15 protein-coding genes and 1 pseudogene are annotated in these 21815 nt (G+C 62.6%); 11 read left to right on the top strand and 5 right to left on the bottom strand.

Annotated elements, in window-relative coordinates:
- The first annotated feature begins 94 nt into the window (after positions 1–94).
- Both QTJ18_RS13830 and QTJ18_RS13825 read left to right on the top strand, forming a co-directional pair.
- Positions 95–850: a hypothetical protein gene (locus tag QTJ18_RS13830; protein WP_252750783.1), complete on the top strand. Its 756-nt coding sequence runs from the start codon at positions 95–97 to the stop codon at positions 848–850.
- A gap of 238 nt (positions 851–1088) precedes the next feature.
- A complete protein-coding gene (locus tag QTJ18_RS13825) occupies positions 1089–1844 on the top strand; it encodes a hypothetical protein (protein WP_252750782.1) in 756 nt (251 codons plus the stop codon).
- A 167-nt stretch (positions 1845–2011) separates the two neighbouring features.
- Here the strand turns inward: QTJ18_RS13825 and QTJ18_RS13820 are convergent, their stop codons facing one another.
- Together QTJ18_RS13820 and QTJ18_RS25595 are read right to left on the bottom strand one after the other, a co-directional pair.
- Entirely contained in the window at positions 2012–2941 is a 930-nt protein-coding gene (locus tag QTJ18_RS13820) for a calcium-binding protein (RefSeq protein ID WP_301557806.1), read from the bottom strand.
- A 290-nt stretch (positions 2942–3231) separates the two neighbouring features.
- A pseudogene (locus QTJ18_RS25595) lies at positions 3232–4427 on the bottom strand (dipeptide epimerase).
- A gap of 90 nt (positions 4428–4517) precedes the next feature.
- Here QTJ18_RS25595 and QTJ18_RS13805 point away from each other — a divergent pair.
- Genes QTJ18_RS13805 through QTJ18_RS13790 form a run of 4 tightly spaced genes read left to right on the top strand, consistent with a single transcriptional unit; the run spans position 4518 to position 8545 of the window.
- Positions 4518–5678 carry an ABC transporter permease gene (locus tag QTJ18_RS13805; protein WP_252750780.1) on the top strand — a complete coding sequence of 387 codons (1161 nt, stop codon included), beginning with the start codon at positions 4518–4520 and terminating at the stop codon, positions 5676–5678.
- Positions 5679–5685: 7 nt separating this feature from the next.
- Positions 5686–6525 carry an ABC transporter ATP-binding protein gene (locus tag QTJ18_RS13800; RefSeq protein ID WP_252750779.1) on the top strand — a complete coding sequence of 280 codons (840 nt, stop codon included), beginning with the start codon at positions 5686–5688 and terminating at the stop codon, positions 6523–6525.
- A 5-nt stretch (positions 6526–6530) separates the two neighbouring features.
- Positions 6531–7901, top strand: coding sequence for an MlaD family protein (locus tag QTJ18_RS13795; RefSeq protein ID WP_252750778.1), 1371 nt, complete (start codon positions 6531–6533; stop codon positions 7899–7901).
- Between the two features lie 32 nt (positions 7902–7933).
- Positions 7934–8545, top strand: coding sequence for an ABC-type transport auxiliary lipoprotein family protein (locus tag QTJ18_RS13790; RefSeq protein ID WP_252751326.1), 612 nt, complete (start codon positions 7934–7936; stop codon positions 8543–8545).
- A gap of 680 nt (positions 8546–9225) precedes the next feature.
- On the opposite strand, the gene QTJ18_RS13785 is transcribed toward QTJ18_RS13790, so the two are convergent.
- Complete coding sequence (locus QTJ18_RS13785) at positions 9226–16743, bottom strand: apolipoprotein A-IV repeat region-like domain-containing protein (protein ID WP_252750777.1); 7518 nt, start codon at positions 16741–16743, stop codon at positions 9226–9228.
- A 509-nt stretch (positions 16744–17252) separates the two neighbouring features.
- Here QTJ18_RS13785 and QTJ18_RS13780 point away from each other — a divergent pair.
- Entirely contained in the window at positions 17253–17621 is a 369-nt protein-coding gene (locus QTJ18_RS13780; protein WP_252750776.1) for an Hpt domain-containing protein, read from the top strand.
- 185 nt (positions 17622–17806) lie between these two features.
- Positions 17807–18127: a 2Fe-2S iron-sulfur cluster-binding protein gene (locus QTJ18_RS13775; protein WP_252750775.1), complete on the top strand. Its 321-nt coding sequence runs from the start codon at positions 17807–17809 to the stop codon at positions 18125–18127.
- Positions 18128–18714: 587 nt separating this feature from the next.
- Here the strand turns inward: QTJ18_RS13775 and QTJ18_RS13770 are convergent.
- Positions 18715–19356 carry a DUF922 domain-containing Zn-dependent protease gene (locus QTJ18_RS13770; protein WP_252750774.1) on the bottom strand — a complete coding sequence of 214 codons (642 nt, stop codon included), beginning with the start codon at positions 19354–19356 and terminating at the stop codon, positions 18715–18717.
- Between the two features lie 106 nt (positions 19357–19462).
- Between QTJ18_RS13770 and folP the strand changes: the two genes are divergently transcribed.
- The 3 genes from folP to folK are packed head-to-tail and all read left to right on the top strand — an operon-like array spanning position 19463 to position 21247.
- Positions 19463–20362: a dihydropteroate synthase gene (folP, locus tag QTJ18_RS13765; protein ID WP_489667160.1), complete on the top strand. Its 900-nt coding sequence runs from the start codon at positions 19463–19465 to the stop codon at positions 20360–20362.
- Positions 20359–20724, top strand: a complete 366-nt coding sequence (gene folB, locus QTJ18_RS13760; RefSeq protein WP_252750773.1) for a dihydroneopterin aldolase — start codon at positions 20359–20361, stop codon at positions 20722–20724. Before folP ends, folB begins: the two co-directional genes overlap by 4 nt.
- Positions 20693–21247, top strand: a complete 555-nt coding sequence (gene folK, locus QTJ18_RS13755) for a 2-amino-4-hydroxy-6-hydroxymethyldihydropteridine diphosphokinase (protein ID WP_489667159.1) — start codon at positions 20693–20695, stop codon at positions 21245–21247. The genes folB and folK overlap by 32 nt, the downstream gene beginning before the upstream one ends.
- Here the strand turns inward: folK and QTJ18_RS13750 are convergent.
- A complete protein-coding gene (locus tag QTJ18_RS13750; protein WP_252750771.1) occupies positions 21237–21797 on the bottom strand; it encodes a hypothetical protein in 561 nt (186 codons plus the stop codon). The genes folK and QTJ18_RS13750 overlap by 11 nt on opposite strands.
- Between the last annotated feature and the right edge of the window lie 18 nt (positions 21798–21815).

Genomic DNA, 21815 nt, shown 5'->3' with positions numbered 1-21815 from the left:
TATTTATATTTGTCCGCCGAGAAATGATTTTCGGCTTTTTCCTTGCCTCACGTCGCCATGAGGGAGGCGCGCTGGCAGCCTGACGAGGTTTGCCATGCCCAACACCATGAATGCCGCGCTCCTGATCCTCTCGCAACCTGTGCGGGCTGCAGCGCAGGAGGCGAATGCCGTCGATACGATTCTCTCCATCGTCCACGAGCAAAAAAAGGCCGGCCCGCGCGCCGTGGGCGGCACGGTCTCCAGCGAGATCAGTTCGGCGCAGGAAAGCGCCATGGCAGCCGGAGCCAAGGCCAGCCTGAACAGCAAGCCGCAGGCGCGTGGGTTCAGCGTTATGGAATATGATGCGCAAGCCGCCGCCTCCGGGTTTTTCCCGATCGAGAGATCAAAAGAAAATGCCGACGCCCTTGCCGATATGCTCGCAACGAGGATTGCGGAGTACAATGCTAGGTTCAAGGTCAGAACAATTCCAACATATGAAGAATATTTGACGAAAGAGAAAGAGAATTTTCTAAGAGATTATAAAAATGCTTTTACGGAAGAGAAACTGAAGGAAATGGTAGATTATTCTTTCAATGAGGAAGGTTATAAGCGAAGAGTGAAATCGACGAACGAAATAAATGACGTCATTATGGGTACATCAGATGATGCTTACGGTCGCCTGTTCGGTATTGGAGATAGGTTTCGAGAAATTTTCGGCATCGAGTTGAAATTGAAGTTCGATGAGCACGGGCGGGTCTCCGTGGATCCGTTCGAGATGAGGGTCGATGGGAAGCTCCTCATGAATTATGAAGAGCATAGTCAAAGGCCGGGTCTGTGGCTCTTTCTGAGAAATGACCCGTATACTCGATAATAGCGGAGAGGCTCCCCATCATTCTGGCGTCCCGGCATCTGCCCCGGAGCGGCGCCTTCGGTGGGTGAGGAACGTCAAAACCGGCCCCTTGCATTTAACGCTTCGTTAGCGTGGTCCGCGCCAAAACTGGCTCTGCCTATACTGTATTTATATTTGTCCGCCGAGAGATGATTTTCGGCTTTTTCCTTGCCTCACGTCGCCATGAGGGAGGCGCGCTGGCAGCCTGACGAGGTTTGCCATGCCCAACACCATGAATGCCGCGCTCCTGATCCTCTCGCAACCCGTGCGGGCTGCAGCGCAGGAGGCGAATGCCGTCGATACGATTCTCTCCATCGTCCACGAGCAAAAAAAGGCCGGCCCGCGCGCCGTGGGCGGCACGGTCTCCAGCGAGATCAGTTCGGCGCAGGAAAGCGCCATGGCAGCCGGAGCCAAGGCCAGCCTGAACAGCAAGCCGCAGGCGCGTGGGTTCAGCGTTATGGAATATGATGCGCAAGCCGCCGCCTCCGGGTTTTTCCCGATCGAGAGATCAAAAGAAAATGCCGACGCCCTTGCCGATATGGTGGCCACCAGGATAGCGGACTACAATGCTCAGTTTAAGGTTCGAGATATTCCCACATTCGAGGAATATGTAAAAGAAGGGAAAGATAGATTTCTAGAAGAAAACAAAAGGTCATTTACGGAGGAAAGACTAAAGGAATTGGCTGATTCGTTTTACAGTGAAAATGGCTACAAACGCCGAGTAGAATACATGGAAGGAAATAATAAATCAATCAAAGAGGCAGCGGATGATGCGTACAGGCGACTGCTCAATATCAGGGAGAGGTTTCAAGAAATTTTCGGCGTCGATTTGAAATTGAAGTTCGATGAGCACGGGCGGGCCTCCGTGGATCCGTTCGAGGTGAGGGTCGATGGGAAGCTCCTCATGAATTATGAAGAGCATAGTCAAAGGCCGGGCCTGTGGCTCTTTATGAGGAATGACCCGTACACTCGATAATAACGCACTCTTTCGATCCGAAAGATTACGTGTGACCGCTGCTATTTCAACTGGTTTCCGTTCCTGTCTCGAAATGTCACCCCCGACGCGATGTCGGAGGTGACTGCCTGATCCAGAATTTTCATTTAAAAAGCCATCGCAAGGCGATGCGAGTATCAATAGCTCATTCAAAATACGTGAAAGTCGAAATCGGAAGCCTTCAGATCTGTAGTCTTGATCCCGACCAGGTTGATTTCAACATCACCAAAGGTCACGCGAGTATCATTTCCGGCCTGGTCGATCTTCAGCGCAGAGAAGCTCGATGCCAGCCTGCTGTCGATCTGGATGATATCCTCGCCTCTCGCGAAGTCCTTGATGGTGCTATGGTCGTGAGCATTGGTGAACTGGAATGTATCGGCACCCGCTCCACCATTCAGTTCATTCGTTCCCGATCCTCCGTTCAGGATGTCATTGCCACCCTGGCCGAAGAGCTTGTCATTGCCCGCGCCACCATTGAGAGTATCATTGCCCTGGGCCCAGAAGCTGACCTGCCAGGGGTTTTGATTTGTCGTATCGCCGAAGAGCGTATCGTCCCCGTCATTGCCGTCAAGCGTGTCGTCGCCGAGGTCGCCTTCGACATATTCTCCCAGCTTGCCGCCAATGAAATGATCATTGCCTTCCCTGCCGAAGATCTTGACGTTGTAAGACATCTCCACGACGCTGGAAAAGTCGACCATCCCTTTGAAGTAAACGGGATGCGGACCATCGGTGTTGAACATGATCCGTTCCACGCTGTGAAGGCCGTCATAGTCGATCATGATCGCCGTCCACCAATAGCCGGCCTTCGGTGAGACCCAGATGGTATCGAAGCCACCGCGACCGTTGAAGGTTTCCCAGCCGTTTTGAATGCCACCTAAGGTGGACATTCCGTAATCACTCCCACCGATCTGGAAGACATTGTCGTCGCTGTCGCCGACGAAGTCCTCGTTCGGCCTTACGCCATACTGCCAATAGGAAATTCCTGGTCTTGTATAAGGCATGCCGTTTCTCCTCAAATCAACGGCGCACAGGAGCAAAGACCTGCACAGGCTGACTCTATGCGCCAGCCAAAAAATCACGCGCTAAGTCATGATGTGCGCGCAGTAAAGATCACGCAAAGATACATCAGCGCGTCGGTTGAACAGCACTTTCTAAATCGCATTACAGTAGTAACTATCTCAGAAATTTCCAGAAATGCAATATTGAAAGAATTACTTTTCTTATTATAGGAAGATGAGGTTTAACATTCTAATTTTCAATTTTTTACTGTCCAAATGCATTGCAGCCGCGTGCGCGCGGTCAGGCGCGAGCGGCCAGCCTTTGTGCGCGAGCGGCCAGACGTTGTGCGCGAGATGGTGCTTAGGACAGGTCAGCCCCAGAGCGGCGGCTCCGGCGGAAAGACGAGGGATCCTTCGTAGCGCAGCGCCGGTTGCCGGTCGCGGGAGAGCAGCAGGGGGCCATCCAGATCGGCAAAGGCGCAGCCTTGCGCCAGGAGCACGGCGGGCGCCATGGAGAGCGAGCTGGCCAGCATGCAGCCGACTATGATCGTGAAGCCGAGCCGCTCGGCCTCGCGCTTCATCTCGAGCGCTTCGGTCAAGCCGCCGGTCTTGTCCAGCTTGATGTTGACGGCATCATAACGGTCCCTCAGCTGCGCCAGGTCCTGCGTCGCATGCACGCTCTCATCGGCGCAGACGGGAACGGCCCGGCGGATGCGTGCGAGAATGGCATCATCACCGGCCTTCAGCGGCTGCTCGATCAGGGCGATCCGCGCTTCCTCTGCCACGGCCAGGTGGCGCTCGATCGTCTGTGCCGTCCACCCCTCATTGGCATCGAGCAGGATGGTCGAGCCTGCGTCACGGTCGTGACGGCATCGGCGGTCCCGTGCGCCAGGCCATGATGGCGCGCAGACGGGAACGGCGCGGATGCGCGAATGGCACCGGCCTTCAGCGGCTGCTCGATCAGGGCGATCCGCGTTTCCTCTGCCACGGCCAGGTGGCGCTCGATCGTCTGTGCCGTCCACCCCTCATTGGCATCGAGCAGGATGGTCGAATCGGGTGCCGCCTGGCGCACGGCGCGGATGCGCGATTCGTCTTCGCCCGTCCCCACCTTCACCTTCAACAGCGGCCGATGCGCATTGGCAGCGGCCTGGGCTGCCATCGCCTCCGGCGTTGCCAGCGATATGGTGAAGGCCGTGACCAGGGGGCCGGCATCCGGCGCGATGAGGCTTGCCACGCTTTGCCCCGTGCGTTTCGCCTCCAGATCCCATAGCGCGCAATCCACGGCATTGCGCGCGGCGCCGGCGGGCATGGCGCTGCGAAGCCCCTCGCGGTCAAGCCCTTGCGCAATGGGATCGGCCATGGCGGCAATGGCGGCCGCCACGCCTTCGACGCTTTCACCATAGCGCGCATAGGGAACGCATTCGCCACTTCCGATTGCAGGTCCCGCCGGGCCGTCCGCCGCGATGGTGCAGGTGACGACATGCGCTTCGGTTTTCGATCCGCGCGAGATGGTGAATGCGCCGGCGATGGGGAAGATTTCAGTTGTGACTTTGAGGTGACGCGACATGGATTTCCTTGTCCGGCGCATGGCAATTCGAAAGCGGGTGGTTATATTGCCCGTCTGACCGAAAGGTTCAACCATGTGTTCGAGCAAGACATGACTGTGAAGCCCAAAGCGGCCGACGAGCGACCTGCCGCCATTGAGACGGCTTCTTCCGGCACTGGGGCGGAACGTCTTGTGCTGTCGGGCGATTGGCGCAACCGCGCCATCAGCGGTGTTTTGCGCGAGCTCGCCCGGCATGAGCATGGCGGTTCCGGAGCGCTGACCGTCGATGCGTCCGGCATTGATTTTATCGACACGTCCGGTGCCTGGCTGATCCGGCGGATGATCCTGCGCCAGCAGGCGGCTGGCCGCACGGTGGAAGTGACCGGCGCCAGCCAGGCGCTCGGCGAGCTGCTGGATGCCCTGCCGGACAAGGAGCCGGCCGGCCCCGCCTCGGAAAAAGACAGACGCACCCTGTTTCAGCGCCTCTTCGAGCCAGCCGGCAAGGCCATTGTCGAACTGGCCGGCGATGCGGTTGCCGGCATGCACATTCTCGGTTCGGCGGTGGCCGGCGGCCAGGTGAAGGTGGGGCGCGGCTCCAGTATTTCGGCCGCCTCCGTCGTCACCCATATCGACCGGATGGGCGTGCGTGCCGTTCCGATCATCGTGCTGATGTCTTTCCTGATCGGCGCGATCATCGCGCAGCAGGGCGCTTTCCAGCTGCGATATTTCGGCGCGGAGCTCTTCGTGGTCGACCTGGTCGGCATCCTGCAGCTGCGCGAGATCGGCGTGCTGCTGACCGCCATCATGATTGCCGGCCGGTCCGGCAGTGCGATCACCGCCGAGATCGGCTCGATGAAGATGCGCGAGGAGATCGACGCGCTTACCGTCATCGGTCTCAACCCGGTCGGCGTGCTGGTCTTTCCGCGGCTCGTGGCGCTCACCATCGCCCTGCCGCTCCTCACCATCATCGCCAATTTCTCCGCCCTTTATGGCGCGGCGGTGGTGGCCTGGGCCTATTCCGGCATTACCTTCGAGACCTTCCTGACGCGGCTGCACGAAGCCGTCGATTACACTTCCGTGGCCGCCGGCATGATCAAGGCGCCGTTCATGGCGCTGGCCATCGGGATTGTCTCGGCGGTCGAAGGAATGAAAGTGGGTGGAAGCGCCGAATCGCTCGGCCAGCATGTCACGGCCTCCGTCGTCAAAGCGATCTTCGTGGTGATCCTGATGGATGCGCTTTTCGCAATCTTCTACTCCGCAATCGACTTTTAAGGGTTTCATGGCCGTTCAAGACACCGATGCCGTTGCCATTCAGGACCATCCGGACGATGACCGGGTGATCCTGTCCGTGCGCGACCTGACCGTCGCCTTCGGCTCCAAGACCGTGCTCGACCATCTCGACCTGGATGTCTATCGCGGCGAGATCCTCGGTTTCGTCGGCGCGTCCGGCACCGGAAAGTCGGTCCTGATGCGCACGGTGCTGAAGCTTGTGCCGCATCGCTCCGGCTCCATTCGTATTCTCGGCGTCGATTACGAAAATGCCAGCAAGGAAGAGCGCATGGCGCTCGACATGCGCATGGGCGTCCTCTTCCAGCACGGCGCGCTCTTCTCCTCCCTAACGGTGAAGGAGAATATCCAGGTTCCGATGCGCGAATACCTGGACCTGCCGCAATCGCTGATGGATGAGCTTGCGTATCTCAAGATCGAAATGGTCGGGCTTGCCGCCGATGCGGCGGACAAATATCCCTCCGAACTGTCCGGCGGCATGATCAAGCGCGCAGCGCTTGCCAGGGCGCTGGCGCTGGATCCGGATCTGGTCTTTCTCGACGAGCCGACATCGGGCCTCGATCCGATCGGTGCGGCGGAATTCGATCAATTGATCGCCAGGCTGCGCGACACGCTGGGTCTCACCGTCTATATGGTGACGCATGATCTCGACAGCCTGTTTTCCGTCTGCGACCGTATCGCCGTTTTGGGACAGAAGCGCGTGCTGATCGAAGGCACGCTCGAGGATATGCTCGCCTGCGACGATCCCTGGGTGAAATCCTATTTCAGGGGCAAGCGGGCCCGTTCAATCGTAACCGACGAGGCGCTCGAAAGCGCCGCGCCAGGAAAGTAAGAGCCATGGAAACCAAAGCCAATTACGCCCTTGTCGGCTTCTTCACGCTGCTGGTCGTTCTTGCCGCCTTCGGCTTTGTCTACTGGATGGCGCAGTTCGGCCGGGGTGGACCGACCGCCGAACTGGCGATCCGCATTCCGGGTTCGGCCAATGGCCTGTCCGTCGGCTCGGCCGTGCGGTTCAATGGTATTGCCGTCGGTACGGTGCGCAATCTGCGAATCGATCCCGAGGATCCGCGCTATTCCATCGCCTTCACCGAGGTGCAGACCAGCGCGCCGGTCTATCCCTCCACCAAGGCCGTGCTGGAAGTGCAGGGGCTGACCGGTGCTGCCTATATCGAGCTTTCGGGCGGCAATACGGGTGAGGAAAACCTTCTCAAGAAGGCGGAGGAAACCGGCCGGCCGGCCGTGCTGATCGCCGATCAGTCGAGCGTGACCAATCTTCTGGCGACCGCCGACAAGATCCTCCAGCGCGCCGATGATGCGATCGGCCAGATCCAGGGATTCGTCACCGATGCGCGCGGCCCGCTCACGAAGACCATCCAGCATGCCGAGACCTTCACGGCGGCACTCAGCGAGAATTCCAGCGCGATCGACGAGTTCCTGCAGAGCCTGTCCTCGCTCTCCGGCACCTTCAACACCGTCTCCGAACGTCTCGATTCGACGCTGGGTGCCGTCGACAGCCTGGTGCGCGCCGTCGATGCGCAGAAGGTCAACAATATCCTGTCCAATGCGGAAAAGGTCTCCGGGGACGTGGCGCAGGCAACCGGCCAGATCGCGCCGATCATGACTGAGGTGCGGGACGCCGCCTCAGGCTTCAGCAGGGCGAGCGCCGATGCCCAGACGGTGCTGAAGCGCGCCGACAGCCTGCTCGCCGCCGTCAATCCCGGCAAGGTCAACAATGCCGTCGACAATATCACCGCGGCCTCGGCCGATGCCCGCGGCGCCATCGCCTCGGCGCGACAGGTGGTGGACGGCGTGGCCGACAAGCGCGACGAGATCAACCGCGCGATCGAGAACTTCACCGATCTGGCGCAGAAGCTGAACCAGGCATCCAACCGCGTCGACGGCATTCTGGCCAAGGTGGACGGCATGGTCAGCGGCGCAGACGATCAGGGCCTCTTTGCCGAAGCCCAGAAGACGCTGCAATCCATCCGCGCCACGGCCGACAACCTGAATTCGCGGATCGGGCCGATCGCCGACAATCTGTCGCGCTTCTCCGGCACGGGCCTCAGGGAGGTCCAGTCGCTGATCACCGATACCCGTCAGACGGTGGACAATCTCAACCGTACCATCACCAATTTCGATCAGAACCCGCAGCGCCTGATCTTTGGCGGCGAGACCGTCAAGGAATATGACGGCAGGACGCGGCGCTGATGAGTGACATCCAGAGAGTTTCAAAAGGGAAGATGACCGTGGCCAGCTCTGTCGAAAGCCGTTCGATCCCGCGGGTCCTGCTCGCGCTGCCTCTGGCGGCCGCGCTTCTGGCCGGCTGCGGCACGAAGGCCAATAATGATACCTTCGACCTCTCGGTCGCGCCGATGGCCGATGGCCCCTCGGCCCGCAACCGGCAGATCCTCGTCCCGGTTCCCACGGCGCTGAAATCGCTCGACAGTTCGCAGGTCGTGGTGCGGGTCTCGCCCTCGGAAATCCAGTATCTGGCCAATTCGCAATGGGGCGACAGCCTGCCGCGCATGGTGCAGTCCAAGCTCGTCGAGGCCTTCGAAAATACCGGCAAGCTCGGCGGCGTGGGCCAGCCCGGCCAGGGCCTCGCCATCGACTATCAGGTGGTGACCGACATCCGCGCCTTCGAGATCGATACCAGCGGCGCCGACGTGGCACGTGTGGAGATCTCCGCCAAGCTTCTCAACGACCGCAATGGCACGGTGCGGGCCCAGCGGGTCTTCCGGGCCACGGTTCCGGTGCGAGGTGCGGAAAACGCCCAGTTCGTCGCCTCCATCAACGCCGCCTTCGCCAAGGTCGGCGCGGAGATCGTCGACTGGACGCTGAGATCTCTCTAGGGTCAAAACTCAATCAGGATTTGGCGCGTGGTATGAGAGAAAATCGTTCAGTTTGAGGAGCGAAGCCGCCGGTGGATCCGATATCCATCAAGGCTTCGCGACGTGGAAATGGACGATTTTCGCCATAGCCCTGCGGGACGCGGCGGATTTTGCCTGCGAAGGCGTCGAAAAGGCTTTGTGGAGTGTTGCTCCACGGCAGCCTCTTCTCCTATTCGCAAACAAAATCCGCTCGCGCCACGCCCGAAACCTGATTGAGTTTTGACCCTAGGGTCAAAACTCAATCAGGATCTGGACGCAAAGGCCGGGCATCGATCCCGGCCTTTGCTGTTTGACGTCTCGGCCAAACCACTCACGAGCGTGCTGCATCAGCGCTGCGAAGCATGCCCTTGCGGTCCGCGTCTCTCCTGCAAGGCTCGCTGGTGTCTCCCGTCGACTGCGGGCGACGAGGTACGCGCCGATCTGTGACGGAGAGCGTGAGACAGACGCCTCAAAGCGAGGGCAGGTGGCCAATGCAAACGGCCGCCTTGATGAGGCGGCCGTATTGCGAGGACGGATCATGTGAGGCTAAGCGGACTTGCATTGGCCTGCCAACGCTTCGTCCGCTTAGCTCATTGTTGTAACGCAGGTTCGGGTCGGAAAACCGTGGGACGCGTTTCCGAAACCTGCTGAGAGGCGGTCGCTCAGGTGAACCGTCCCGAGGCATGCGCCAGCATGGTATAGACCTTGCCGGTATCGGAGGTCAGGTAGCTCTGCGTGACGCTCCGGTCGCGATCCGTGCGCGCGACATCGGCCAGAAGCTTTTCGAAATCGGCGATATAGCGGTCGACCGCGGTGCGGAATTCCGGCTCGCGCTGATATTTGCGCTGGATCTCGTCGAAGGTCTGCTGGCCCTTCAGCGTGTAGAGGCGACGCGTGAAGACGTCGCGCTCGCCGCGCTGGTAGCGTCGCCACAGATCGACCGACGCATCATGATCGATGGCGCGGGCAATATCGACGGACAGCGAATTCAGCGATTCCACCATATGGCGCGGATTGCGCTGGTCACCGGCCCGCTGCTGCGGCGCCTGTTCTGCAGGCCGTGCGGCGGGCTGGCGCGCCGGCGGTGCCTCGTCCTGCTCCTCGCGAGAGGCGGCACGCAACAGATCGCTGATCCAGCCGCCGGACTGCGCCCCCTGCAAGGGCTCAGCCGGCCGGGCGGAGACCGGGGCGGGGCGTTCTGCCGGCAGGCTGCCACGCAGGCCGTTTGCCAGCCCTGCATCCTGACGAGGAGCGGCCTGCGGCGCGGCAACCGGTGCACGCGGTGCGGCAACCTGCGTCATGGGCGGTTGCTGGCGGAGCGGGGCTGAGGGCGCCGGAGGGATCTGCTGGCTGGCAGCAGGAGCCGGGGCGGGCGCCTGGGCCAGGGTCGGGGCCGGGGTCGGGGCAGGGGCGGCGGCAGACCGGGCCGGCGCAGCCGGGGCAGGTTGGGCCGGAGCAGGTTGGGAGACTTCCAGGCTCTGGGCGGAGCGGCCGACCAAGGCCGAGATGTCCTGCAAGGCCTTGATCTGTTCGGAGACGGCGCGGCGCATGGCGGCTGCGCTCTCCTTGGCTTCTTCGGGAAGATCGAAGGCGCCGCGCTTCAGTTCCTGGCGCGTTGCATCCAGTTCCTGGCGGATCTCGCCGGCAGAGCGGCGGATCTCGTCGGTCGCACCCGAGAAGCGCGCAATGGCATCCTCGACGGCATCCTGCAAGGCGGTTCGCAGCTGCGCGGCCGCCAGATCGGACTTGCCGGCCGCTTCGCTCATCAGACGCTCGACATCGGTCAGCGAGCCGGCAATGCCGGTGCGAATATGGTCGGCGAGCTGGCGCGAGCGTCGTTCCGCCGAGGACAAGGTCGTTTCGATCGAACGGGTCGCCTCTTCGCCGGCCCCCTTTAGGGCGGCGCGCATGCCTTCCGCCGTCTTGGCGGCGCGGTCTTCCGTCTCGCTGAGGCCACGGCCGATTTCGGCCAAGGAGCCCTCAACATCGGCGCGCAGACGCTGGCCGACCTCCAGGCTGCGCTCTTCCGTCTGGCGGAAGGCGCCATCCACAACCACGGAGAGGTTGCGCATGGTGGTTTCGATCTCTTCCGAGCGCTTGACGAGGCCGACGGAGAGGGCACGCAGGGCATCCTGCCGCTCGGTCAGCGTGCTGGCGAGGTTGGATTGCGCCGCGCCGAGCAGTTCGCTCGCCTGGTCGAGCACCTTCGTATATTCGTCGAAGCGTCCGACAATGCCGCCCACCTGGGTGAGGGTCTGGCCGGAGATATGCGACAGCCGGTCGACATTGTTTTCCAGGAGACGGCTGGAGCTGGAGACCATGTCGGCTGCCTGGCTGGCCTTTTCGGAAAAGCGGCTGGCGGACTGATCGAGTTTCTCGTCGGCGGCGGAAAGCTCCGCCGTCGCCCGGTCGATGGTGACGCCGATTTCGCGGGCCGCCGTTTCGACCAGCGCGGCAATGCCCGTATTGCTGCTTTCCAGCCGCGTGATGAGATCGCCGACATTGGCCGAGAGGCTCTGCTCGACATTGCGCAGCGTTCCGGCGGCCTGCTGGGTGCGCTCGCTGATGGCCGACAAAGTTTCGTTGGTGCGGGCGGTGATGGCCTCCACCAGCGCCCCATTTTCCTGACGCAGGCGCTGGGCGTTCAATTCCGCCGCGGCAACGAGACGTTCAGTGCCTTCGCCGGCGGCCGAGGCCAGGCGCTCTGCAGCAGTCCGGCCGGTCTCGGCATAATGATCGACGAGCGGTTTCGCCTTCTCGTCGATAAGCCGCGACAATTCGGCCGAGCGGCTGGCCAGCATGGAGTTGAGGTCGCGCGAGCGGTCGTCGAGGCTGGCGCGGATCGCTTCGCCGCGGGCTTCCAGCGCCTTGTCGACGGCGGCCATGGCAGCATCGATGTCACTGGCCGTCTGCGACAGCGAGGAGCGCAGGCTATCGCTGCGCCCGGCGAGCGTTTCATCGACCGATTGCAGTGCTGCCGTGACAGTCTGCGCGGTCTGGCTGAGGGAGGCGCGAATGGCCTCGCCGCGGGCGTCGAGCTCGCGTCCGGCTTCGTCCAGCGAGCCGGAAATGGAGCCGACCTGCTTGCGCACGAGGCTTTCGGCTTCCGAGACCTTGTGCATGATCGAATTGCCGGCATCCGAGAAAGCCTGGGCCACGGCCGCTGCCTGACCGGCAAGCCGGTTCTGCGTCTCGCCGATGCGGCCGGTGATCTCGTTCGACCGCTCGTCGAGTGCGCGGGCGAATTCGGCATTGCGGGCTTCAACCTGTGCGGAGAATTCGGCGCTGACGCGGGACAGTTCCTCCGCCGAGCGCATGGCTTCCGTATCGAGTTCGCGGGCGGCGGTCGTGACGGCATCGCGCAGCGAGGTGGCGAGCGAAGAGGCCTTGCCTTCGATCGTGCGCGACACATTGTCGAGGCCGATCGAGATGGCTCGGTCCATGGTCGTCAGACGCTCGTCGACGCGGGCGGTTCCGGTGTCGAAGCTGCCGGAAAGGCGCGCATCCGCATGTTCGGTGATCCGCTCGAATTCCGCCGTGCCCTTTTCCACCGTTTCCGCCAGGCGGCCGAGGCTGCTGGTGCTGATCCGCTCCAGTTCGCCGGCCCGCTCGCTGAGGCGCTCGGACAAGGTCTGGCCGGCGGCATCGACCGCGCTGCTGACGGTTTCCACCTGCACCCGCATGCGGTCTTCCAGGCCGGCGAAAGTGGTTTCGATCCGCTGTCCGGTCTCCGAAAGCGTTGCCGATACACCGCCGATCGTCTCTTCGACGCGGCTGCTGAAGCTGTCGGCAGAGGCCGAGACTTCGCGGGCTGCATCGCCCAGTCGGTTGGCAATGTCGCCGGCGGTGTTCTGCAGGCGCGATTCCAGGTCGCCGCTGACGGAATCGATCACGCCGCGCAGGCTTTCCTGCTGGTTTTCCAGCGTCATTTCGAGAATGCCGGCGCTGGTGGCAATCGTGGTGCCGATCGTCGTCGCCTGATCGAAGAGCATGTCGCCGATCTGGCTGTTGGCGTCATCAAGCGTGGCCGCGATCTGCGTGCGCCGCTCGTCCAGCGTCGTGCGCAGGCGCTCGTGACGATCATCCAGGGTCCGGCCGATCTCGTCTCCGGCGGAGCCGATCAGGCTGGACATGCGTTGCTCGCCATTGCCGATCACGCCCTCGACGCGGCCAATGCCGTCGCCAAGGCTCCGCTCGAAGCGATCCGTGCTGGTCGACAGGGCCTCCTCGATGCGGTTCGCGGCCGTGCCGACGCTGCGGTCGATGACCTCGCTGCCAAAGGACAGCGTGCGGGAAATTTCCGCATTGCGCTCCGCCAGGGTCTGTTCGAGGCGTGCCCGGTTCTCGTCATAGGTATTGCGCAGCACATCCGCCCGTTCGGCAAAGCTTTGTGCGATGCGCGCATCGGCCGATTCCACGGCCGCGGCCAGCGTGCCCGCCTTCTCGTCGATGACGCTGGTCAATCGATCCTCGCTCAGCGCAATGGCGGCAGACAGCGACAAAGCGCGGTCATCCAGCGTCTCGGCGATGCGATCGCCGGCGCCGCCGACGATTTCGCCCAGCTCGTTCATGCGGCGGCCGAGATTGGCGTCGATACGATCATGGCCTTCGGCCAGCTTTCCGGACATGCGCTCGATGCGGCTGTCCATGAGGTTCGACAGGCGATCCTCAGTGACGGAGAGCGTGGTGGTCAGCGCCATGGTCCGGTCGTCGAAGGTCTCGGCAATGCGCTCGCCGGCGCCGCCGACGATCTCGCCGAGTTCGTTCATCCGGCGGCCGAGATCTCCTTCGATCTGCTTCTGGCTCTCGGCCAGTTTTCCGGACAGGCTCTCGATGCGGCTGTCCATGAAGTTCGACAGGCGATCCTCGGTGACGGAGAGCGTGGTGGTCAGCGCCATGGTCCGGTCGTCGAAGGTCTCGGCAATGCGCTCGCCGGCGCCGCCAACGATCTCGCCGAGTTCGTTCATGCGGCGGCCGAGATCGGCCTCGATCTGCTTCTGGCTTTCGGTCAGGCGGCCGGAGAGGCTCTCGATGCGGCTGTCCATAAGGTTCGACAGACGATCCTCGGTGACGGAGAGCGATGCGGTCAGCGCCATGGTACGGTCGTCGAAGGTTTCGGCAATGCGATCGCCCGCGCCGCCGACGATCTCGCCAAGCTCGTTCATGCGGCGGCCGAGATCAGCTTCGATCTGCTTCTGGCCTTCGGCGAGCTTGCCGGACATGCTTTCGATCCGGCTGTCCATGAGGTTCGACAGGCGATCCTCGGTGACGGAAAGCGTTGTCGTCAGCGCCATGGTGCGGTCGTCGAAGGTTTCGGCGATGCGATCGCCCGCGCCACCGACGATTTCGCCAAGCTCATTCATGCGGCGGCCGAGATCGGCCTCGATGCGCTGGTGACCCTCGGCCAGCGTACCGGACATGCTTTCGATGCGGCTGTCCATCAGGTTCGACAGGCGGGTCTCGGTGGCGGAGAGCGACGTGGTCAGCGACGTGGTGCGGTCGTCGAAGGTTGCGGCGATGCGATCGCCGGCGCCGCCGACGATTTCGCCGAGTTCATTCATGCGGCGGCCGAGATCGGCCTCGATGCGGTCATGACCTTCGGCGAGCTTGCCGGACATGCTTTCGATGCGGCTGTCCATCAGATTGGCCAGACGATCTTCGGTGACGGAAAGCGTTGTCGTCAGCGCCATGGTGCGGTCGTCGAAGGTATCGGCGATGCGCTCGCCGGCGCCGCCGACGATTTCGCCGAGTTCGTTCATGCGGCGGCCGAGATCCGCCTCGATGCGGTTTTGTCCCTCGGCGAGCTTGCCGGACATGCTCTCGATGCGGCTGTCCATCAGATTGGCCAGACGATCTTCGGTGACGGAGAGCGTTGTCGTCAGCGCCATGGTCCGGTCGTCGAAGGTATCGGCGATGCGCTCGCCGGCGCCGCCGACAATTTCGCCGAGTTCGTTCATGCGGCGGCCGAGATCGGCCTCGATGCGGTTATGCCCTTCAGACAGGACCTCGCCCATGCTTCCGATCCGCGTGTCGAGCAGGCTTGCGAGTTTCTCGGGCGCGCCGCTGACAGCGGCCTCAAGCGCGGTCGTGCGAGTATCGAGCACCTCGGCAAACTGCTTCTGGCTGCCCGCGACGGCATCGATAATGGCCGTGGAGCGGTCACTGACGGTATTGGCGAAGCGGGACTGGCTCTCTTCCAGCGTGGAGGTGAAGCGCCCGGTCTGCTCGGTCAGCACGGCGCCGATGCGCTCATGGGCGGTGGCGACATTTTCCGAAAGGACGGCGCTCTGGGTGGCGAGCGTGCTGGCCAGCTGCAGGCTGCGGTCATCCAGATCATCGGCAAGGCTGCGGCTGCGGCTGTCGAGATCCTCGATCAGGCTGCGGCTGCGGCTTTCAAGCCCTTCGTTGAGGAGGCGGTTGCGCTCCTCCAGCTGCGCCGTCAGGCTGCGTGTGCGTCCATCCAGGATCTCGCCGATCTGGCCGCTGCTGCGCTCCAGGGTCTGATCGAGAAGCTCCTGGCTGGTGCCAAGCGTGGTGGCAAGCGCCAGGGAATGGCCGGTCATGGCCGAACCGATACGCTCGATGCTGGTCGACAGAATGCCCTCGATCGAATCGGAGCCGCCATTGACGGTCTCGCTGATGCGTTGCAGGCTTTCCGTCAGTTTCGAGCCGAGCGAGCCGGCGCGCTGGTCGAAGGCGCTGGTAAATTCGTCGAGGCCGTTGTCGAAGGTGGCGCTCAGCTGGCCGATCGTGCCCTGCAGCCGCTCCTCGAAGAGACCGGTGCGCAGGTCGAGATCCATGACGCTTTCATCGACGGCCGTCTGCAGGCTCTGGCGGAAGCTGGCGCCCTTTTCGTCAAGCGATCGGTTGAGGCTTGTCAGGACGGTATCGAGCGAGCCCGTCATGGTGCGTTCGCCGCCGCTCAGCGTCTCGGTGATCTCGCGGGTGCGGGCAAGCAGCGTCTCGTTCAGCATGCGCGTGCGGTCGGCAAGCGCGGCATTCAGCTTCTCGGTGCTGGCGTCCAACGTGGAGGCGCGGGTCTCGAAGCTCTTGACGATCTCGTCGCCACGGGCGGAGAGGGTGGAGCCGAGATGTTCCAGGCGGCTGTCGAATTCATGGGCAAGGGCGGCGCCGGAACTGGTGAGGGCGGTGAGCAGGGAATCCGTCTTTGCCGAGAGGAGCGAGCCGAGCGCTTCGCCCGCAGCATTGGATTTCTCCATCAGCGTGGCCGCACGCGTCTCGATCATCGAGGCGAAGGCCTCGCCCGAGGTGGCGAGCCGCACGCCGATTTCCTCGGTGGCCAGCGACAGGTCTTCCTTCAACTGGTCATGCGCATCGACGATCGAGGACCGGATGCGTTCGGCATGGTTGACGATGGCGTCCCGCTCCGAGCCCAGCTCGTGGACAAGACCGCGCACGCGCAGCTCGTTATCGGCATAGCTGCGCTCCAGCGCCGTCACTTCCGAATGGACCAGGGTTTCGAGTTCCGTGGCACGGGCAATGGTGCGCTCAATGCCCTCGTTCATCGCCGAAACCTCGCGGCGCACCGCCTGGCCGACCGACATGATGCGGTCCGTGGCAATGGTTTCCGGCTCGGCCAGCCGCAGCGCGACCTCCGCCATGGAGCGCGCTGCATTGCGCAGATCCTGGGCCCGCGCCATCATGATGGCAAAGGCGAAGAACAGCATGATCGGCACCAGCATGCCGATGAGGACCGCCAGCACGCCCGGCATGCCGATCAGTTCGGCGACGGAGGACAATTGCCAGAGCTGCGTACCGTATAAAAGCTGCGCCAGGCCGAGCGCGCCGCAGGCCCAAAGAACGGACACGATCGAGGCGTTGCGCAGCGCCGCGCGCATCGAGCCGCTCTCGAGCGTGCGCAGGATTGTCGTCGTTGCGCGCCGTCCACTGTCATTGGCGGGTTCGAAGGCCGGCGATCTGGGAGCGACCTGTTCGCTCGGCGCGGGGCGTGGCTGATCCGCCGGCTGTCCACGTCTCTGGGCTGATGCACTGCGCTGATCAGAGGTGTCTTTCACGGGGGCCTCTCGCGGCTTTGGAACGGAGGTCGTCTTAGGCGCAGCCCTCGGCTGAGGCTCGTCGTTGAAATCGATCTTCAGCGCGTCTTCCAACGCCTGGAACGCCGTCTCGTCGATCGACTCGCTGTGCGGTTTCTTCGCCATATGGATACGCCTCGCTACACATTTACCGACCGGTTCCTAGCGATCGCCCGCCGACTAGCGATACAAGAACCTGCCGGACCGGATGCGCATACATGACTGCATTTGCAATCCGGTCAAATTCCGTCCGGCGAGGCCTTCATGACAAAGCTGTCGTAATAAAGGCTTACCCCGGAATTGTACCGGTCCACACGTCATGTGCACACCGATATCAATCGTACTGTAGTGGCACATTCCCTTTCCATAAACAATTCGGCGGGGCAGCGTGCTGCGGACGGCCGGACTTTGTTAACAGAATTTAAACCCTGCCATCACGTGATTTCCCTGCGTTTGGAAAGGTTTAGTTAAAATTAACCATAGCCGCAGAAAGACCGCTGTCTTTGTGCCGGAATTTAACAGGATAGCCATGCCGTCCCGTGATGATTGCCCATGTCTCGGGCAGAAAGATGCGTCAGGATGGAGCCGCATGATTTTGCGGCGTCCCACCGGTGAACCGAAAAAGGATGTGCAGAATGGGTGCGGTCAATATCGCCTTCGAAGCGCCGGACAATACCGGCAATGCCTCCGCGATCCACAGACGGCCGGTGGATCTCGTTCACCTTGCCGTCCAGACTATGGGCGACAAGGCGCTGGAACTCGAGGTCCTGCACCTCTTCACCCGCCAGGCACGCGCCACGCTGCAGGATATCGCCGTGCTGGATCGGGCAGGCGTTACGGCAAGCGCGCATCGGCTGAAGAGCGCGGCAAACGGCGTCGGCGCCTTCATGGTTGCCGCTGCCGCGGAAAAGCTTGAAGCCAATCCCGCCGATGCCGGCCATCGCGCCGCCATTGGCGCGGCCGTTCTGGAGGCGGAGAACTTCATCCTGAAGCTGACGCGGTAAATCGCGTCGCGCGACGGCGTGTGTCGTTATGCGATGACCCCGGCGGGACGACAGGCCTGCATCGGCGCCGGCCGGATCGCGGCGGACGCTGGCCTTGCGGCGCGAAACCCTTGGGAAACATTGACTGGGGCGGCGATTTGTCGGAAGACGAACGCCGCCTTTTCGTTCAGTTTCAGGATACACGCATGACCAAGCTTTCCATCCTCGCCTTTGACGGCACCCGCTTTGACCTTGATGCGCAGGACGGCTCGACCGTCATGGAAAATGCCGTGCGCAACTCCGTTCCGGGGATCGAAGCCGAGTGTGGCGGCGCCTGCGCCTGTGCCACCTGTCATGTCTATGTCGACGAGGCCTGGACCGATATCGTCGGCGGGCCGCAGCCGATGGAAGAGGATATGCTGGATTTCGCCGTGGATGTGCGGCCGAACTCGCGTCTCTCCTGTCAGATCAAGATGACGCCCGAGCTCGACGGCCTGGTGGTCAGCGTCCCCGAGCGGCAGGGCTGACCTCACCGCCGCACCCGGCCCTGGCGAGCGCTGCCCGAAAGCGCCCTCGGGAATCGCCGCACGAAAAAAATGCCTCGCCGCGCCAGGAACAGGCGCCGGAGCGAGGCATGAGGTGGGCGCATCGCCGTCAGGCGCGGGAGGAGACACCTGTGGCACACGGATACGCCGGGAGAACGCGGGGAAACGGAACGCTGCTGGCTTTCACGTCAAGCTGTAACGTCGGGCCAAGGCTTCACTTTGCGGCACATCGTGCCAATCTCGTCTCGGAGGCTCGAGGCCACCCTTGCAAGGCCGGTCGGCCGTCGGCAGGACAGATCTTCAGGGCGACGAGGCCGGCGACACATGTCCGTGCCTCTTCAGGTTGCAGTTGCCGCCGGCGCCGCCTCGCTGGCGGCAACTGGACCTGATGCCTGAAGTCGTAAGGTCTTCCTTGCTTCAGTGATATTGAAGATAATCGAGACGGCCCGCTTCGGCCATTGGCAGAAATGACCTGTCAAAGGCCGCAGCCGGCGCAAGCCTCGCGCAAGCCCGATACAGCAGCGCGCGCCCTGCAGTGCCGCGGGCGGACAGCCGGGCAGATTGTGAAATCAATCGCTTGCGGACGACCGGTACTTCAGGAGACGCATCATTCGGGCGTCGAAGTTCTTGGCTTCGACCAGATCGAAGCGTAACTGATCCCTGTCATGTTCATCGATGATTTTATGGGTGATCTTGCCGACGCTCTCCTCCATGGCCGAGCAGGTCGAGGCGGTGGGCAGAGCGCGCAGCGATTGCTCCAGCCGTCTGGCATAGCTGCGGGCAATTTCGGCATGGCGTTCCTCATGCCGTTTGATATCGGCAGAAAGCGTATCCCAGATAAGGGCGAGGGAGCCGGTGGCCTGTCGGCGATTCTTCCAGCGGGGCAGGATGATCTTGGTCTTCAGCGTGATCTTCACATCGCCGATGGCGCAGGTGCTGCCGCTATCCTTGTAGGTGACCTCGCCGCCGAACTTGATCTCGGTTGCGCCGGGGTGGCGAAAGCCGTTGCCCCTGGTGAGCGGCCCGCGGCGGCTGAGTTCGCTGTCGAGATCCTCGGCCGTGCGACCGGCAATGGTGAAATAGGAATAGGTTTTGGCGATCGCGGGCTGCGAAAGGGCCGGGCCCGGCAGGGTCAGTACCAGGCTGCCGGCACACAGACAGGCCGCGACTGTGCGTAACGGCCGGGCCGGGCGACGAGGAACAACGGACATTATGGGCCCTGCACAATTGAAGTTGGCGGAAGCTTGAGGCATAGCGCTTAGCATCGCAACAGGAGCTTGCGAAATTCTTCGTGAGCCTTTCAGATCGGATCAAACCTTGAGTTTTCCCCATCAAAAACCGGTCATCCGCCTGTGGCGGGACACGGTGTGGCAACTGGGCCATGGCCGGAGCCTGACGCTCGGCGCCACCGGCCAGCTGATGGCGATCATCAATTGTACGCCCGATTCCTTTTCCGACGGGGGCCGGCATGCGGGAGTGGCGGCAGCCGTCGCGCATGGGCTTGCTTGTGTCGAAGAGGGCGCGAGCATCCTGGATATCGGCGGCGAGTCGACGCGGCCGGGCGCCGAACCGGTCAGCCCGGCCGAGGAGCAGGATCGGGTTCTGCCGGTGATCGAGGCGCTTCGCGCAAGATCCGATGCGCTGATTTCGATCGACACCTACAGGGCCTCCACCGCAAGGCTCGCGATCGCCGCTGGCGCTCATATCGTCAACGACGTCTATGGCCTGCGCTTCGATCCTGAGATGGCCGGTGTGGTGGGCGAGAGCCGGTCGGGCCTGGTGATGATGCATACCGGCCGGGGACGCGAGCAGGAGCGCCTGCCGGATCTGATTGCCGATCAGCAGGCTTTCTTTGCTGTGTCCTTGCAACTGGCCGAAGCTGCCGGTGTCACGCGCGCGCAGATCGTTCTCGATCCGGGTTTCGGTTTCGCCAAGGATCGGGCAGACGATCTGGCACTGATCGCCCGGTTCGAGGAGCTGCATGCACTGGGTCTGCCGCTGCTTGCCGGCACATCGCGCAAGCGCTTCATCGGCAGCATCACCGATCGCGCTGTACCCGGCGATCGCGACATCGGAACCGCAGCCACCACGGCGGTGTTGCGCATGAAGGGTGCCGGCATTGTCAGGGTGCATGCCGTCGCCCCCAATCGGGACGCGATGCGCATCGCCGATGCCGTGCTCTCGGTAAATCCATCCGGTCCGGAGGCAGGGTCTTGAAAACCTATACAATTATCTTGAAGAACTGCGCCTTCTACGCACGCCACGGCGTGCTGAAGGAGGAATCGGTGCTCGGCCAGCGCTTCTTCATCGATGCCGAGCTGGAAGTGCCGGCGGGGGCGGCGCTGACCGAGGACGATCTGCAGGCAACGCTGCATTACGGGCACGCCTTCGGTGTGATCGAGGAGGTGGTGACGGCGACACGCCGGGCGCTCATCGAAGCGCTGGCCAACGACATCGCACTGGCTTTGTGCGCCCGTTTTCCGCAGATTCTCCGCGCGGCGATCACCGTTCGCAAGCCGAGCGTGCCGATCCCCGGCATTCTGGACCATGTGGAGGTGCGTGTTGAACACAGGCCCTGACGATCGCCCCTTCGTGGAGGCGACGCTTGGCCTCGGCGGCAATCTTGGCAATCCCCGGCAGGCCATGGGCGAGGCCCTGCGGCTGATCGATTCGCATGCGCAATGCCGGGTGTCTGCCGTCTCCCGGCTGTACCGGACACCGCCCTGGGGCAAGACCGACCAGGCGGATTTCATCAATGCCTGCGCCTTGATCCATACCCGGCTCTCGCCAAGGGCGCTGCTTGACCTCTGCCTCGAGATAGAACGGAGCATGAAACGGGTGCGCATCGAGCGCTGGGGACCGCGCACAATCGATCTCGACGTTCTGACCTATGGCGATCTCACAATCCACGAAGACGGTCTGGAAATTCCGCATCCGCGCATGCAGGAGCGCGCCTTTGTCTTGATGCCGCTGGCGGACATCGCTGCCGAGCGCAGGGTCTTCGGCAAAACGGTTTCGGCCTGGCTGGGCCAGGCCGATACGAAAGGCATTGCAATCGACGATCCCTCGTCTGACTGGTGGCGCAGCGGGCTTAAGGCTTGATTGCGCCGACGGCCATCGGATCGGTTGCGGATTCGCGCGTCAGGGCAAGGCCGATGACCGGAACCATCTGGTCCTCCACCTTCACCGAAATGGTGATGTTCATGGCGTTGTTGTCCTGCATACGGGCAATCATCGCGCCGTTCAGCTTGGCGCGGTTGATGCCGACGACGATCTTGTCGCCATTGACGGCGCCGGACACGATATCGAGACCCTTGCCGTCGGCGCCATCCAGGAACTTGCCCGTATAGCTGCTGCCGGCCTGTGTTATGACGGCATTCATCGGCTGCTTGAAGACGCCGACGCGGCAGGTGCCGTCCAGCGTGATACCGGCTTCGGCCGCGCGGTTCGGCGCGCCGACCAGGTTGCAGGTGAACTTGGTGCCCTTGTATTTGCCCGCGACGATCTCGCCCGGGCCCTTCCAGGCGCCGGCGGCATTTTCGAAGAAGACCTGGTCACGGGAGGCTGCATGCGCTGATGCGACCGAGGCGATGAGGGCGAGCGATGCGGCGGCAGAGAGCCCGCCTTTCAGAGAAAAGAAGCGCGAGACCATTTGACTTTCCTTGGGCGA

The sequence above is a fragment of the Rhizobium sp. SSA_523 genome, from assembly GCF_030435705.1.
Taxonomy (GTDB): domain Bacteria; phylum Pseudomonadota; class Alphaproteobacteria; order Rhizobiales; family Rhizobiaceae; genus Neorhizobium.
The sequence above is the reverse complement of the archived record's forward strand: the minus strand, read 5'-3'. Positions and strand labels throughout refer to the sequence as shown.